The organism is Streptomyces sp. NPDC006516 (assembly GCF_040611875.1).
Lineage (GTDB): Bacteria > Actinomycetota > Actinomycetes > Streptomycetales > Streptomycetaceae > Streptomyces.
In genome coordinates this window covers 39511-54415 of the sequence record NZ_JBEXPD010000015.1, presented here as the reverse complement: position 1 = coordinate 54415, position 14905 = coordinate 39511, and the positions used below count along the sequence as shown (strand labels likewise).

Sequence of the window (14905 nt, the reverse complement as noted above, 5' to 3'; positions counted from 1 at the left end):
TTATTCCGCCACGCTGTAGTTGGGCAGGCGGTGATCTGTGTCGCTCAGGTGAGCCTTCCCCCGGCGCGGTACCCGGCGCAGTGCCGCATGCAGGGGGATGCGTACGGATTGCGCCAGGATCGCCAGGTCCAGCCGTGTTCCATGATGCTCTGCGTAGTACGCGTCCAGGAGGGCGGGTTCGTCCCAGGGCATTCCCGAGCGGGCGCGGACCTGGGCCAGGCCGGTCAGGCCGGGCCGGAGCCGGTGCCGCCAGTGCCGGGCGGGCCCGAGCGCGGCGGTCTGCTCGGCGCTGAGGGGGACCGGGCCGATGAGGGAGAGCTCTCCGCGTACGACGTGGGGCAGCCGGGACAGCAGGTCGAGCCGGAGCCGCCGGGTGTCCAGCGAGCGCAGCTCGAAGGGGTGCCCGCCGCGCCCGATCCGGATCTCGCGCCGCAGTGCGCCGGCGGTCCCGCGGGCCCGCACGGTGAGTGCCAGGGCGGCGAGTGCCAGCGCGGGGGCGGTCAGGACCAGGAGAGCCGAGCCGAGCGCCAGGTCGAGAAGGCGCTTCACGGTCAGGGCCGCGAGCGCCTTCGCCAGGCGCCCGGCCATCGGTCCCGCGGCCCCGGCCATCGCGGAGACGGCGGGGTGCCGTGTCCTTCGTGTCGCAGTCCGCCTCGCGTTCCGCATTGCACCTGCCCGGGGTCGGTGAGGTGACGGTATGACCGTCTCGATGCATTTTGTGACAGAACGATCCCACGGTGCGATGGTGGGTGGGGTGTGTACGGCATGCCCCGTGTGCCGGGTGTCGCGGATCCGCAGTGCCCCGGGAGGGCGCCGAGGGAGGTCGCGCAACCTTCAGAATCCGGGAAATGCCTGGTCATCGCGTATGCGAGCACATAAGTTGAGCGTAAGCGGCTCAGGTCCTTTGACTCCGGAGTGCGTGTCATGCATCCTTGAGTCAGATCCACTCAAGTAGTCAGTTGGAGGAATCGAAATGGCACGTGCGGTCGGCATCGACCTGGGCACGACTAACTCCGTCGTGAGCGTTCTGGAAGGCGGCGAGCCCACCGTCATCACCAACGCCGAAGGCGCCAGGACCACGCCGTCCGTCGTCGCCTTCGCGAAGAACGGCGAGGTGCTCGTCGGCGAGGTCGCCAAGCGCCAGGCGGTCACGAACGTCGACAGGACGATCCGTTCGGTCAAGCGCCACATGGGCACTGACTGGAAGATCGAGCTGGACGGCAAGAACTTCAACCCGCAGCAGATGAGCGCCTTCATCCTGCAGAAGCTGAAGCGCGACGCCGAGGCGTACCTGGGCGAGAAGGTCACCGACGCGGTGATCACCGTCCCGGCGTACTTCAACGACTCCGAGCGTCAGGCGACCAAGGAGGCCGGTGAGATCGCGGGCCTGAACGTCCTGCGCATCGTCAACGAGCCGACCGCCGCCGCGCTGGCGTACGGCCTCGACAAGGACGACCAGACGATCCTCGTCTTCGACCTCGGTGGCGGCACCTTCGACGTGTCCCTCCTGGAGATCGGCGACGGCGTCGTCGAGGTGAAGGCCACCAACGGTGACAACCACCTCGGTGGTGACGACTGGGACCAGCGCGTCGTCGACTACCTGGTGAAGCAGTTCGCCAACGGCCACGGCGTGGACCTGTCCAAGGACAAGATGGCTCTCCAGCGTCTCCGCGAGGCCGCGGAGAAGGCGAAGATCGAGCTCTCGTCCTCGACCGAGACCACGATCAACCTGCCCTACATCACGGCGTCCGCCGAGGGCCCGCTGCACCTGGACGAGAAGCTCACGCGCTCGCAGTTCCAGCAGCTGACGGCGGACCTCCTGGACCGCTGCAAGAACCCGTTCCACAACGTCATCAAGGACGCGGGCATCCAGCTCTCCGAGATCGACCACGTCGTTCTCGTCGGTGGCTCGACCCGTATGCCGGCCGTCGCCGAGCTCGTCAAGGAGCTCACGGGCGGCCAGGACGCCAACAAGGGTGTGAACCCGGACGAGGTCGTCGCCATCGGCGCCTCGCTCCAGGCCGGTGTCCTCAAGGGCGAGGTCAAGGACGTCCTCCTCCTCGACGTGACCCCGCTGTCCCTCGGCATCGAGACCAAGGGAGGGATCATGACGAAGCTCATCGAGCGCAACACCACGATCCCGACCAAGCGTTCCGAGATCTTCACGACGGCCGAGGACAACCAGCCGTCCGTGCAGATCCAGGTCTACCAGGGCGAGCGCGAGATCGCGGCGTACAACAAGAAGCTCGGGATGTTCGAGCTCACGGGTCTGCCGCCGGCCCCGCGTGGTGTGCCGCAGATCGAGGTCGCCTTCGACATTGACGCCAACGGCATCATGCACGTCGCCGCCAAGGACCTCGGCACCGGCAAGGAGCAGAAGATGACCGTCACCGGCGGCTCCTCGCTGCCGAAGGACGAGGTCAACCGGATGCGCGAAGAGGCCGAGCAGTACGCCGACGAGGACCACCGCCGTCGCGAGGCCGCCGAGTCCCGCAACCAGGGCGAGCAGCTCGTCTACCAGACGGAGAAGTTCCTCAAGGACAACGAGGACAAGGTCCCCGGTGACGTGAAGACGGAGGTGGAGACCGCGCTCACCGAGCTGAAGGAGAAGCTCAAGGGCGAGGACACCGCCGAGATCCGTACCGCCACCGAGAAGGTCGCGGCCGTCTCCCAGAAGCTGGGCCAGGCGATGTACGCCAACGCCCAGGCCGAGGGTGCGACGCCGGGTGCCGAGGCGCCGGGCGACGGTCAGGCCAAGGCCGCCGACGACGACGTCGTCGACGCCGAGATCGTGGACGACGAGAAGGACCAGAAGGGCGGTGCGGCGTGACCGAGGAGACTCCGGGCTTCGACGAGAAGCCTGACGTCCCCTCCGGCGCCAACTCCGACGACGCCGACCCGAAGGCCGCCACCCCCTCCGAGGAGGAGGCGGCGGCCCCGGCCGGGGACGTACCGCAGACAGCGGCTCTGACGGCTCAGCTGGACCAGGTCCGCACCGCGCTCAACGAGCGCACGGGTGACCTCCAGCGGCTCCAGGCCGAGTACCAGAACTACCGTCGCCGCGTCGAGCGCGACCGGGTGACGGTCAAGGAGATCGCGGTCGCGGGTCTCCTGACCGAGCTCCTGCCCGTGCTCGACGACGTCGGCAGGGCCCGCGAGCACGGCGAGCTCGTCGGCGGCTTCAAGTCGGTGGCCGAATCGCTGGAGACGGTCGTCGCGAAGCTCGGCCTGCAGCAGTTCGGCAAGGAGGGCGAGCCCTTCGACCCGACGATCCACGAGGCCCTGATGCACTCGTACGCACCGGACGTCACCGAGACGACCTGCGTGGCGATCCTGCAGCCTGGGTACCGCATCGGGGAGCGCACCATCCGCCCCGCGCGGGTGGCCGTGGCCGAACCGCAGCCGGGCGCCACGCCCTCGGCCGCGAAGGAAGAGAAGGCAGACGACGAGGAGAGCGGTGGCACCGAAGAGGTCTGACATTCCGTCCGACCACAGCGGTGAACACCGACGGGGCGTGCGGCCGGCCACAGGGCCGGCCGCACGGCCGATCGTCCGGAAGGAGGGACGTCGATGAGCACGAAGGACTTCGTCGAGAAGGACTACTACAAGGTTCTCGGCGTCCCCAAGGACGCCACCGACGCCGAGGTCAAGAAGGCGTACCGGAAGCTCGCCCGCGAGTACCACCCGGACGCCAACAAGGGTGACGCCAAGGCGGAGGAGCGCTTCAAGGAGATCTCCGAGGCGAACGACGTCCTCGGTGACCCCAAGAAGCGCAAGGAGTACGACGAGGCGCGCGCCCTCTTCGGCAACGGAGGCTTCCGGGCGGGTCCCGGCGGTGCCGGAGGCAACTTCAACTTCGACCTGGGCGACCTCTTCGGAGGCGCCCCGGGCGGTGCCCAGGGCGGCGCGGGCGGCTTCGGTGGTGGCGGCGGTGGTCTGGGAGACGTCTTCGGCGGCCTCTTCAACCGTGGCGGCGGTGGCACACGTGTCCAGCCGCGGCGCGGCCAGGACATCGAGTCCGAGGTGACGCTCAGCTTCACCGAGGCGGTCGACGGGGCCACGGTCCCGCTGCGGATGTCCAGCCAGGCACCCTGCAAGGCCTGTTCGGGCACCGGCGACAAGAACGGCACCCCGCGGGTCTGCCCGACCTGTGTGGGCACCGGACAGGTCTCCCGCGGCACCGGTGGCGGCTTCTCGCTCACCGACCCCTGCGTGGACTGCAAGGGCCGGGGCCTCATCGCCCAGGACCCCTGCGACGTCTGCAAGGGCAGCGGCCGGGCGAAGTCGGCCCGCACGATGCAGGTCAGGATCCCCGCCGGGGTCCTGGACAACCAGCGGATCCGGCTGCGCGGCAAGGGCAGCCCGGGCGAGCGCGGCGGCCCGGCCGGCGACCTGTACGTCGTGGTCCACGTCGACGCCCACCCGGTCTTCGGCCGCAAGGGCGACAACCTCACGGTCACCGTGCCCGTCACCTTCCCGGAGGCGGCGCTCGGCGGCGAGGTGAAGGTGCCTACGCTCGGCGGGCCCCCGGTCACCCTGAAACTCCCGGCGGGCACGCCCAACGGACGTACGATGCGGGCCCGGGGCAAGGGCGCCGTGCGCAAGGACGGCACCCGGGGCGACCTCCTGGTCACCGTCGAGGTGTCCGTGCCGACGGACCTCGGCGCCGACGCCCAGGACGCGCTGGAGTCCTACCGGAAGGCGACCGCGGGGGAGGACCCGCGGGCGGAGCTGTTCCAGGCTGCGAAGGGAGCTTGAGATGGACGGCCGTCGACGCAATCCGTACCAGCTGACCGACGAATCACCGGTGTACGTGATCTCGATCGCGGCCCAGCTCTCGGGCCTGCACCCGCAGACACTGCGCCAGTACGACCGTCTCGGCCTGGTCTCCCCCGACCGCACGGCCGGGCGAGGCCGGCGCTACTCGGCCCGCGACATCGAACTGCTGCGCACCGTCCAGCAGTTGTCGCAGGACGAGGGCATCAACCTCGCGGGCATCAAGCGCATCATCGAGCTGGAGAACCAGGTCGCCGCGCTCCAGCAGCGCGTCGCCGAGCTCTCGGCGGCGGTGGACGGGGCGGCGGTCGCGATGCAGCAGCGCGAGGCCCAGGTGCACGCCTCCTACCGGCGGGACCTCGTGCCGTACCAGGACGTGCAGCAGACCAGCGCGCTGGTGGTCTGGCGGCCGAAGAGGCCGAAGGACTGAGCGGTCCGGAAGGGGCCCGTAGCGGAGTTCACGACTCCGGTACGGGCCCCTTCCGCATGGTCGCGGAGGTGTCCACGATGCCGGACCGCACGAGCAGGACGCCGAGATGGGTCCGGCTGGTCGCGCCGAGGGCCTGCGTGAGCCTGGCGATGTGGGAGCGGCAGGTGCGGACGCTGATCCCCAGCTTGCGGGCGACCACGTCGTCGACGTGGCCCTCGCTGAGGAGCCGGGCGATGCTCTGCTGCACGGCCGTGACCTGGACCCCCGGCGCCGGGCCGGGCACCTGCTCGGTGAGCGGGGTGGCCTGCGCCCAGAGGACCTCGTAGACCTGGACCAGATAGCGGACGAGTGCGGGGTGGCTGATCCGCAGGGCCGCGCTGCGGTCGGCGGTGGCGGGGATGAACGCCACCGTCCGGTCGAAGATGAGGAGCCGCTCGACGGTCAGCTCGGTGGTGCGCACCTGGAGGGACTCCGCGGGTACCTGGCGCAGGTAGTCCCTGACCTGTGTGCTGTAGCGCGCCGGGTGCTGGTAGATGTGCCGGAGCCCGGCGCCCCGGGCGATGGCGGTCGTGGCGTTGTCCAGTGCCGTACGCAGCGTCGCCTGCGGCCTGGTGCTCCCCGGCTGTGCCGTCAGGACCTCGTCGGCGGCCTGGGCGGTGGCCTCCTGGATGGCCGTACGTATCGCGTCGGGCCCCTCCAGCATGGTGATGGCCAGATGGGGGTCACCGTTGGCGATGGCTGCCAGCGGCGCCAGCGAGCGGGTCAGCCGGAGCGTCTGTTCTATGCGCTCGTCGATCTCGCGGGTGAGCGGCTGCAACAGCCGGGACAGGGCCGCGGACGGCGGTACCGGGCGCAGCCAGTGCTCGTCCCAGGGGTCTGCCTGGACCAGTGCGCCGGCGGTGAGACAGGGCGCGGCCCCGAGCTCCTGACGGGCGATCCGCCCCTGGCGCAGCGCCCGCTCGTACAGCTCGAGTGCGGGAGCGCAGAGTTCTCCAGGTCCGTGACGGTGCGGCGGTTGCACCGGTTCTGTTCCCATCTGGGAGCCCCCCGCTTTGTGCACTGCAACAAGTTGCCGGTGGTGCAAGCCTAGTGGCCTGGTGGAGTGTGGGGGCCTCCTGGCCAGGAGAGCCCGCCACGGCGCGCGCCGTTCCACACGTCACCGGGCGCCGGCCGTCAGCTCTTCCGGTCCAGGATTCCCGACTGCGAGATGAGGTAGCCGAGCTGCGCACGACTGCCGCTGCCGAGGGCGGCGTTGAGCTTGGCTATGTGCGCCCGGCACGTGCGTACGTTCATGCCCAGCCTCCGTGCGATGGAGTCGTCCACATGGCCCTCGACGAGCAGTTGGGCGATGGAGCGCTGTACTCCGCTGATCCCGGCGGGAGTCGGGGTGTACGACACGTCCTCCAGCAGGGGGGTGGCGCGTTGCCAGAGTTGCTCGAAGACGTTGATCAGGTAGGAGACGAGGCCCGGGTGCCGGAGTTCCAGCGCGACCGTCAGGTCGTCCTGAGCGGGAATGAAGGCGACGGCGCGGTCGAAGATGAGCATGCGCTGCACGAGCTCCTCCAGCGTACGTATCTCGACGCCCTCGGCGAGGCGCTCGGCGTACGCGAACGTGCCGTGGTGGTGGCGCACCGTGTGCTGGTAGAGGGTGCGGATGCTGACGCCGCGGTCCACCACGGCCGTGCCGCGCTCCAGCCCCTTGCTGAGGATGTCCTCGCTGCGCGCCCCCCCGGGCTGCACGGTGAGCACTTCGCTGCGGCACTCGGCCGTGGCCACGTCGATGGCCGCGTTGATGCGCGTCCCGCCTTCGAGCACGGTGATTGCGTGCGTCGTGGGCGGATCCTGCGCGCTGATGTCCATGAAAGGTTCGAAGGACTCGGTGAGTTCCAGGGAGTGGCGTCTGCGCTCCTGGATCTCCCTCTCGATGGGGTGCAGCCGCTGGGCGAGGGCCGCCGACGGCGGAACCGGACGTAGCCAGTCGGCGTCGTCGGGGTCGGGATGGAGCAGGGCGAAGTCCATCAGGCACGGAGCGGGCTCCACCTCCGAACGCGGTATGCGGCCGGAGCGCAGCGCGCTCGCGTAGAGACGCTGCCCCGCATCGCATAGTTGGGTGATCCCGTGCCGATGCGCCCCATTTGAGTCGCATGTATCCATATCTCCACCCCCCATGTTCCTGAACGTGCAAGAACATGATGCATCGATCCAGTGGTGCTTGCGTGTCCGCGTGAGACATCGTCTTGAGAGCGGGGGAGATGAATCCATCAAGTGAGGACGAAGCCGAAATGTCTAAGCGAATGCTTCGCTCGGTGCTTGCCACAGCTTTCGTGGGGGCCCTGGCCTACGGTGCGTTGGGTGTCCACGACATCACCTGGGGGGCTGCGCCGGCCGAGCAGGCGACAGCCGGGTCCGGTGACATCACCTGGGGAGCGGCCCCTACCGACATCACGTGGGGCGCGGCATCGGGTGACATCACCTGGGGTGCCGCTCCAAGTGACATCACGTGGGGTTCGGCTCCGACCGGCACCGCGGCATGACCATCCCACCGGACGACCGCACCTTCCGGCGGGAGATGGCCACGGCGTATCGCTCAGGGTGGCATTTCATCGATCTGCTCACGGCACTCACCCGCCCGGGCGATTCGTTGATGGTCACCCTGTTCGGAGAGCCGATCGTCGTCGTGATGGAAACGGATGACGACATCCGCGCCTATCGCTGTCTCCGTCGGCCGCGCGGAGCGCCGCAGCCTGTTCGATGTGCCGTGCGTTACGGCATGATTTTCGTAAATCTCGACCAGCGTGATCATGAGCTGTTCGAACCAGAAACCATTTCCGCCACCCCCCGCAGTGCCTGAACGATTCCCCCGTCGTTCCATGTCGTTCGGGCACTTCCCCCACACAACGGCGCCATCGTGACCTGAACACGGTGGCGCCGTTGTGCTGTCCGGATATTCTTTCCGGAATTCCCCGAGCCTGCTGCCGGCTGCTTTTTCAGCCCTTTCCGAGCGCCCTGTCGACGGCGATCTCGATGACCACCCGCTCCGGGTTGGGCCGGGGGGTGCGCTCGTAGCGCTCCGCGTAACGGCGTACGGCGTCCTGGATCTCGCCGGGCTCCGTGCGGACCACCGCGCGGCCCTCCAGGGTCGCCCAGCGGCGCCCCTGCATCTGGCAGACCGCGACACGCGCACCCTCCGGGCCCGCCGCCAGGACGTGGGCGACCTTCCTGGTGTTCCTGCCGGTGATGATGCGGGCGAGCCGCGTCTCCGGGTCATAGGTCACCCCGACGGGCACCACGTGCGGTGTGCCGTCCGGGCGGAGCGTGGTCAGGGTGCACACATGGCGCTCCTGCCAGAAGGCGAGGTACTCGGGGCCGGGGTTGCTCACGTCAGGCATGGGGTCAGCCTAGAGACAGGAGCATCCGGGCCCCCCGGAGGCCTCCGCACGGCCTTGAGTGGAATAGACTCAACTTTGTACCCGTTGTTGCAGTCATAGTTCCGTGGAAGCACCCGTACGAGGAGGAGACAGCGCCCGTGGACGCAGAGCTGACCAACAAGAGCCGGGACGCCCTCAACGCGGCCACCAGCCGGGCCGTGAAGGACGGACATCCGGACCTGACCCCCGGGCATCTGCTGCTTGCGCTGCTCGCGGGCGAGGACAACGCGAACATCACCGACCTGCTGGCCTCCGTCGAGGCCGACCAGGTGACCGTGCGCGAGGAGACCGAGCGGCTCCTCGGCGCGCTGCCCAGCGTCACCGGGTCCACGGTCGCCCCGCCGCAGCCGAGCCGCGACCTGCTCGCCGTCCTCGCGGACGCCGACCGACGCGCCAAGGAGCTCGGCGACGACTATCTCTCCACCGAGCACCTGCTGATCGCGGTCGCCGCGAAGGGCGGCCGCGCCGGTGAGATCCTCGACGGGCAGGGAGCCAGTGCGAAGAAGCTCCTGGACGCATTCGAGAAGAGCAGGGGAGGGCGCCGGGTGACCACTCCCGACCCCGAGGGGCAGTACAAGGCGCTGGAGAAGTTCGGAACGGACTTCACGGCCGCCGCGCGTGAGGGCAAGCTCGACCCGGTCATCGGCCGTGACCAGGAGATCCGCCGCGTCGTGCAGGTGCTGTCGCGCCGCACGAAGAACAACCCCGTGCTCATCGGTGAGCCCGGCGTCGGCAAGACGGCCGTCGTCGAGGGCCTCGCCCAGCGCATCGTCAAGGGCGACGTCCCCGAGTCCCTGCGGAACAAGCGGCTCGTCTCCCTGGACCTCGGCGCGATGGTCGCGGGTGCCAAGTACCGCGGTGAGTTCGAGGAACGCCTCAAGACCGTCCTCTCCGAGATCAAGGAGAGCGACGGGCAGATCATCACCTTCATCGACGAGCTGCACACCGTCGTCGGCGCGGGCGCGGGCGGCGACTCCGCGATGGACGCCGGGAACATGCTCAAGCCGATGCTCGCCCGCGGTGAGCTCCGCATGGTCGGCGCCACCACGCTGGACGAGTACCGCGAGCGCATCGAGAAGGACCCGGCGCTGGAGCGCCGCTTCCAGCAGGTCCTGGTCGCCGAGCCGTCGGTCGAGGACACCATCGCCATCCTGCGTGGCCTCAAGGGCCGCTACGAGGCGCACCACAAGGTCCAGATCGCCGACTCCTCACTGGTGGCCGCCGCGACGCTCTCCGACCGTTACATCACCTCCCGCTTCCTCCCCGACAAGGCCATCGACCTCGTCGACGAGGCGGCTTCCCGGCTCCGTATGGAGATCGACTCCTCGCCCCTGGAGATCGACGAGCTCCAGCGGTCCGTCGACCGTCTGCACATGGAGGAGCTGGCGCTCAAGAACGAGACCGACCAGGGCTCCAAGCAGCGGCTGGAGAAGATCCGCCGCGACCTCGCCGACAAGGAGGAGGAGCTGCGCGGTCTCACCGCCCGCTGGGAGAAGGAGAAGGAGGGCCTGAACCGCGTCGGTGAGCTCAAGGAGCGCCTCGACGAGCTGCGCGGCCAGGCGGAGAGGGCCCAGCGCGACGGCGACTTCGACACGGCGTCCAAGCTGCTCTACGGGGAGATCCCCGGTCTGGAGCGCGAGCTGGCCGAGGCGGACGAGGCCGAGCAGGAGGCCGCCGTCGACACCATGGTCAAGGAGGAGGTCGGCCCGGACGACATCGCCGACGTCGTCGGCGCGTGGACCGGCATCCCGGCCGGACGCCTCCTGGAGGGTGAGACCCAGAAGCTGCTGCGGATGGAGTCCGAGCTCGGCAGGCGGCTGATCGGCCAGGCCGAGGCCGTGCGGTCCGTCTCGGACGCCGTACGCCGCACGCGGGCGGGGATCGCCGACCCCGACCGGCCCACCGGCTCGTTCCTCTTCCTCGGTCCGACCGGGGTCGGCAAGACGGAGCTGGCCAAGGCCCTCGCCGACTTCCTGTTCGACGACGAGCGCGCCATGATCCGCATCGACATGAGCGAGTACAGCGAGAAGCACAGCGTCGCCAGGCTCGTCGGGGCTCCGCCCGGATACGTCGGCTACGAGGAGGGCGGTCAGCTCACGGAGGCGGTCCGCCGCCGTCCGTACAGCGTCGTGCTGCTGGACGAGGTCGAGAAGGCGCACCCCGAGGTCTTCGACATCCTGCTCCAGGTGCTCGACGACGGCCGGCTCACCGACGGGCAGGGCAGGACGGTGGACTTCCGCAACACCATCCTGATCCTCACCTCGAACCTGGGCAGCCAGTTCCTGATCGATCCCCTGACCGAGCCCGAGGTGAAGAAGGAGCAGGTCCTGGAGGTCGTACGGAGCTCCTTCAAGCCGGAGTTCCTCAACCGGCTCGACGACCTGGTCGTCTTCTCCGCCCTGTCCGGGGACGAGCTGGCCCACATCGCGGGGCTGCAGGTGGGCCGCCTCGCGCAGCGACTGGCTGACCGCCGGATCCAGCTCGACGTCACCCCCGACGCGCTGGCCTGGCTGGCGGTGGAGGGCAACGACCCGGCCTACGGCGCCCGGCCGCTGCGCCGACTCATCCAGACCGCGATCGGGGACCGGCTCGCGAAGGAGATCCTCGCGGGCGAGGTCAAGGACGGCGACACGGTCCGGGTGGACCGTGCGGGCGACGGACTGATCGTCGGGACCGCGACGGCGGCGAAGACCCTGTAGGACCGTCCCCCCACGTCCCCGGCCGCCAGACCTCGCGTCGCGGCCGGGGACGCCTGTGTGTGCGGTGCCGTTCGTTTTGATGAGTGCATCCGGCACACATCAGCGGCGGATATCGCCCACGAAATCGAGCCGAAAATTTACATTCCTTGGCCGACCGGTGGGCGCGTAACGTTCCGGTGCTGCTTTTTGTATCGCGGCGATACATATCGTCATCCCCCGGCGGGAGCTGTGGCAATGGCGGTGCGTGTGATCGGCGAACCCTCGATACCAGGACACTCCGGGTCCTTTTTCCATTGCGACGGGGGAGGCTCTGCCGAATTCGGAAGCCGGTAAGGTACGCGCATGACGGAGCGGATATCTGGCGACCCGGGTGCGGATTCGAAGGATCGCAGAAGTGGCACCCTGATTCGCCACGGCGAATTTCGGACGCTGTGGGCGGCTTTTGCCCAGTCGGTGCTGGGTGACCAGCTCGCGCGGGTCGCCCTGTCGCTCCTGGTCTTCGAACGCACCGAGTCGGCCGGCTGGACCGCGGCGACCTACGCGCTGACGAGCCTGCCCGCACTGCTGTCCGGAGTGCTCCTCACCGGTCTCGCCGACCGTTTCCCCCGGCGTACGGTCATGATCGGCTGCGATCTGGCGCGCGCGGTCCTCGTCGGCCTGATGGCGCTGCCGGGCACGCCCCTGCCGCTGCTGGCCGGGCTCCTCGTCCTGGCGCAGCTCGCGGAAGCCCCGTTCGGGGCGTCGCAAGGCGCCCTGATGCCGGCCGTCCTGGGCGAGCGTCTGTACGAGCAGGGGCAGCGGGTCATGATGGTCACGCATCAGGCCGGACAGCTGATCGGCTTCGCCGTCGGCGGGGTGCTGGTCGTGTGGCTCGGCAGCCACGTCTCCCTCGGGCTGAACGCGGTGACGTTCCTGATCTCCGCGGCCCTGATCAGGCTGGGCGTGAAGGCGCGGCCGGTGGAGGAGGCGGACGGCGCGCGGCCGAAGCGGATGCACACCCAGGTGCGGAGCGCGGCAGCGCTGATCTGGTCCGACCCCCGGCTGCGCTCGCTGGTCGCGCTCGGCTGGCTGGCGGGGTTCATCGTGCTCCCGGAGGGCCTGGCCGCCCCGTTCGCGGAAGAGGCCGGCGGGAGCGCCGCGTCGGTGGGGCTGCTGCTCGCCGCGCATCCCGCCGGAATGGTCCTGGGGGCCGCGCTGCTCGGGCGGGCCGGCTTCGACGCCGAGCGGCGGCGCCGGCTGCTCGGGCCGATGGCGGTGGGCGCGAACCTCCCGCTGGTCGTCTACTGGGCGGGCCCCGGGGTGGGGGTGGCCCTCCTGGTACTGCTGGTGTCGGGCGTCTTCTCCGTCTACCAGATCACCGCCGGGGCGACCTTCGTCCTGCTCACCCCGGCCGGCCAGCGCGGTCAGGCCCTGGGGCTGGCCAGGTCCGGGCTGACCGCCGTGCAGGGCATCGGGGTGGCGGCGGGCGGGCTGGCGGCGCAGCTGTCCGGCTCGTCGGCCCAGACCATCGGCGGTGCCGGCCTCGTCGGAACGCTGTGCGCGGTCCTGGTCGGGGTTTCCTGGTCACGGGCCCGGGGAACGAGCGCCGGGACGATTCCCCTCAGCGCTTAGAACGGCGGGCGGGACGACCGGCCGCGATCGCGGCTAGGGTCGAAGCCAGGAAACCACGTGCGATCCACAGGAGTACCCAGCGATGTCTATCGACCCGTCCTCGATCCCTAACTTCGGGGGACAGCCCGAACCGCAGGCCGCAGGACCCGAGGGCCCCGTGGTCCCTGACCAGGACCTCGTCAAGCAGCTTCTCGAGCAGATGGAGCTCAAGTACGTCGTCGACGACGAGGGCGACCTCGCCGCGCCGTGGGAAGAGTTCCGCACGTACTTCATGTTCCGCGGCGAGGAGGAGCAGCAGGTCTTCTCGGTGCGGACGTTCTACGACCGCCCCCACGCCGTGGACCAGCGCCCGGTCCTGCTCGACGCGATCGACGACTGGAACCGCCGCACCCTGTGGCCCAAGGTCTACACGCACTCCCACGAGGGTGAGGAGGGCGCCGCGGCCTCCGTGCGGCTGATCGGTGAGGCGCAGATGCTCATCGGCACCGGCGTCAGCCTGGAGCACTTCGTCTCCTCGACGGTCAGCTGGGTGCGGGCCTCGATCGAGTTCGACAAGTGGCTCGTGGAGCGCCTGGGCCTGGAGCCCGCCGAGAAGAAGGCGGAGGGCGAGGAGCCCGGCGAGGCCTGATCCGGCCGAACCGCGAAGGCCCGGTCGGGGCTGTGGTCGCAGGACCACGGCCCCGGGCCGGGCCTTCGCCGTGCCGCAGCCCTGTCCGGGCCCTTCGGCACGGCGGGGACAGGCCCTCGGAGGCTCTGCACCGGGCCTCCGGACTGCCGGGTCAGGCCCCCTGGAGGCTCTTCAGCCGGGTGACCGCCTCGGTGAGCACGTCGGTGCGCTTGCAGAACGCGAAGCGCACGAAGGGCGCGCCCTGCGCACGGTGGTCGTAGAAGACGGCGTTCGGGACGGCGACCACCCCGCACCGCTCGGGCAGTGCCCGGCAGAAGGCGAAGCCGTCCTCGGTCCCGAGCGGGCGGATGTCGACGGTGACGAAGTACGTCCCGGCGGGCCGGTACACGTCGAAGCCGGCCTCGGCGAGGCCCCCGCTCAGCAGGTCCCGCTTGGCGCGCAGGTCCGCCCGCAGCTCGTCGAAGTAGCTTCCGGGCAGCCGCAGGGCCTCCGCGACGGCGTACTGGAAGGGGCCGCCGGAGACGTACGTGAGGAACTGCTTGGCGGAGCGCACCGCGGTGACCAGTTCCGGGCTCGCGGTGATCCAGCCGATCTTCCAGCCCGTCAGCGAGAACGTCTTGCCCGCGCTGCTGATCGTGACCACCCGCTCGCGCATGCCCGGGAAGGACGCGAGAGGGATGTGCTCACCCTCGAAGACCAGGTGCTCGTAGACCTCGTCGGTGATGACGAGCAGGTCCCGCTCACAGGCCAGCGCGGCGATCGCGGCCAGTTCGTCCCGGGTCAGCACGGTCCCGGTCGGGTTGTGCGGGGTGTTCAGCAGGATGAGCCGGGTGCGGGGGGTGACGGCCGCCCGGAGCTCGTCGATATCGAGCCGGAAGGCGCCCTCGTGGGGCCGGAGGGTGACGGGCACGCGGGTGCCGCCCGCCATGGCGATGCAGGCGGCGTACGAGTCGTAGTAGGGCTCCAGGGCGATGACCTCGTCGCCCGGTTCCAGGAGCGCCAGCAGGGAGGCGGCGACCGCCTCGGTCGCGCCCGTGGTGACGAGGACCTCGGTGTCGGGGTCGTACGCCAGCCCGTAGTGGCGCTGCTGGTGCTCCGACACCGCGGCGCGCAGTTCGGGGACGCCGGGGCCGGGCGGGTACTGGTTGCCGTGGCCGGTGCGTACGGCGCGGACCGCGGCCTCGCGGATCGCCTCCGGGCCGTCGGTGTCGGGGAATCCCTGGCCCAGGTTGATCGATCCGGTCCGCACGGCCAGCGCCGACATCTCCGCGAAGATCGTCGTACCGAAGTCGGTGAGGCGGCGGTTGAGCAGCGGTCGTCCCTGTGTCATGGG

General features: G+C 69.9%; 14 protein-coding genes. 9 read left to right on the top strand and 5 right to left on the bottom strand.

Translation table 11 applies throughout. The features are described from left to right. Complete coding sequence (locus ABZY45_RS30120) at positions 1 to 588, bottom strand: sugar transferase (protein WP_356744996.1); 588 nt, start codon at positions 586 to 588, stop codon at positions 1 to 3. Positions 589 to 973: 385 nt separating this feature from the next. Between ABZY45_RS30120 and dnaK the strand changes: the two genes are divergently transcribed. The 4 genes from dnaK to ABZY45_RS30100 all read left to right on the top strand — a co-directional run bounded on the left by dnaK (position 974) and on the right by ABZY45_RS30100 (position 5206). After that, positions 974 to 2830 carry a molecular chaperone DnaK gene (gene dnaK, locus ABZY45_RS30115; RefSeq protein WP_356744994.1) on the top strand — a complete coding sequence of 619 codons (1857 nt, stop codon included), beginning with the start codon at positions 974 to 976 and terminating at the stop codon, positions 2828 to 2830. Then, on the top strand, positions 2827 to 3477 hold the full coding sequence (grpE, locus tag ABZY45_RS30110) for a nucleotide exchange factor GrpE (protein ID WP_356744992.1): 651 nt from the start codon (positions 2827 to 2829) through the stop codon (positions 3475 to 3477). Before dnaK ends, grpE begins: the two co-directional genes overlap by 4 nt. A 93-nt stretch (positions 3478 to 3570) precedes the next feature. Then, positions 3571 to 4758 carry a molecular chaperone DnaJ gene (gene dnaJ, locus ABZY45_RS30105; RefSeq protein WP_356744990.1) on the top strand — a complete coding sequence of 396 codons (1188 nt, stop codon included), beginning with the start codon at positions 3571 to 3573 and terminating at the stop codon, positions 4756 to 4758. A gap of 1 nt (position 4759) precedes the next feature. Continuing rightward, on the top strand, positions 4760 to 5206 hold the full coding sequence (locus tag ABZY45_RS30100; protein ID WP_014155378.1) for a helix-turn-helix domain-containing protein: 447 nt from the start codon (positions 4760 to 4762) through the stop codon (positions 5204 to 5206). A 28-nt stretch (positions 5207 to 5234) separates the two neighbouring features. Here the strand turns inward: ABZY45_RS30100 and ABZY45_RS30095 are convergent, their stop codons facing one another. Together ABZY45_RS30095 and ABZY45_RS30090 are read right to left on the bottom strand one after the other, a co-directional pair. Further along, a complete protein-coding gene (locus ABZY45_RS30095; protein WP_356744988.1) occupies positions 5235 to 6242 on the bottom strand; it encodes a helix-turn-helix transcriptional regulator in 1008 nt (335 codons plus the stop codon). Positions 6243 to 6379: 137 nt separating this feature from the next. Then, positions 6380 to 7225, bottom strand: a complete 846-nt coding sequence (locus ABZY45_RS30090; RefSeq protein ID WP_356745190.1) for a helix-turn-helix transcriptional regulator — start codon at positions 7223 to 7225, stop codon at positions 6380 to 6382. A 287-nt stretch (positions 7226 to 7512) separates the two neighbouring features. Between ABZY45_RS30090 and ABZY45_RS30085 the strand changes: the two genes are divergently transcribed. Both ABZY45_RS30085 and ABZY45_RS30080 read left to right on the top strand, forming a co-directional pair. Further along, on the top strand, positions 7513 to 7740 hold the full coding sequence (locus tag ABZY45_RS30085) for a 5'-nucleotidase (protein ID WP_356744986.1): 228 nt from the start codon (positions 7513 to 7515) through the stop codon (positions 7738 to 7740). Next, a complete protein-coding gene (locus ABZY45_RS30080) occupies positions 7737 to 8057 on the top strand; it encodes a (2Fe-2S)-binding protein (protein ID WP_356744984.1) in 321 nt (106 codons plus the stop codon). Before ABZY45_RS30085 ends, ABZY45_RS30080 begins: the two co-directional genes overlap by 4 nt. 136 nt (positions 8058 to 8193) lie before the next feature. On the opposite strand, the gene ABZY45_RS30075 is transcribed toward ABZY45_RS30080, so the two are convergent. Continuing rightward, positions 8194 to 8595: a TIGR03618 family F420-dependent PPOX class oxidoreductase gene (locus tag ABZY45_RS30075; RefSeq protein ID WP_356744982.1), complete on the bottom strand. Its 402-nt coding sequence runs from the start codon at positions 8593 to 8595 to the stop codon at positions 8194 to 8196. Positions 8596 to 8732: 137 nt separating this feature from the next. Between ABZY45_RS30075 and clpB the strand changes: the two genes are divergently transcribed. The 3 genes from clpB to ABZY45_RS30060 all read left to right on the top strand — a co-directional run bounded on the left by clpB (position 8733) and on the right by ABZY45_RS30060 (position 13572). After that, positions 8733 to 11333 (top strand): ATP-dependent chaperone ClpB, encoded by a 2601-nt coding sequence (clpB, locus tag ABZY45_RS30070; protein WP_356744980.1) that lies wholly within the window; start codon positions 8733 to 8735, stop codon positions 11331 to 11333. A gap of 342 nt (positions 11334 to 11675) precedes the next feature. Beyond that, a complete protein-coding gene (locus ABZY45_RS30065; RefSeq protein ID WP_356744978.1) occupies positions 11676 to 12944 on the top strand; it encodes an MFS transporter in 1269 nt (422 codons plus the stop codon). A gap of 82 nt (positions 12945 to 13026) precedes the next feature. Continuing rightward, positions 13027 to 13572, top strand: coding sequence for a YbjN domain-containing protein (locus ABZY45_RS30060; protein WP_356744976.1), 546 nt, complete (start codon positions 13027 to 13029; stop codon positions 13570 to 13572). A gap of 151 nt (positions 13573 to 13723) precedes the next feature. On the opposite strand, the gene ABZY45_RS30055 is transcribed toward ABZY45_RS30060, so the two are convergent. After that, a complete protein-coding gene (locus ABZY45_RS30055; protein ID WP_356744974.1) occupies positions 13724 to 14902 on the bottom strand; it encodes a pyridoxal phosphate-dependent aminotransferase in 1179 nt (392 codons plus the stop codon). Positions 14903 to 14905 lie beyond the last annotated feature (3 nt).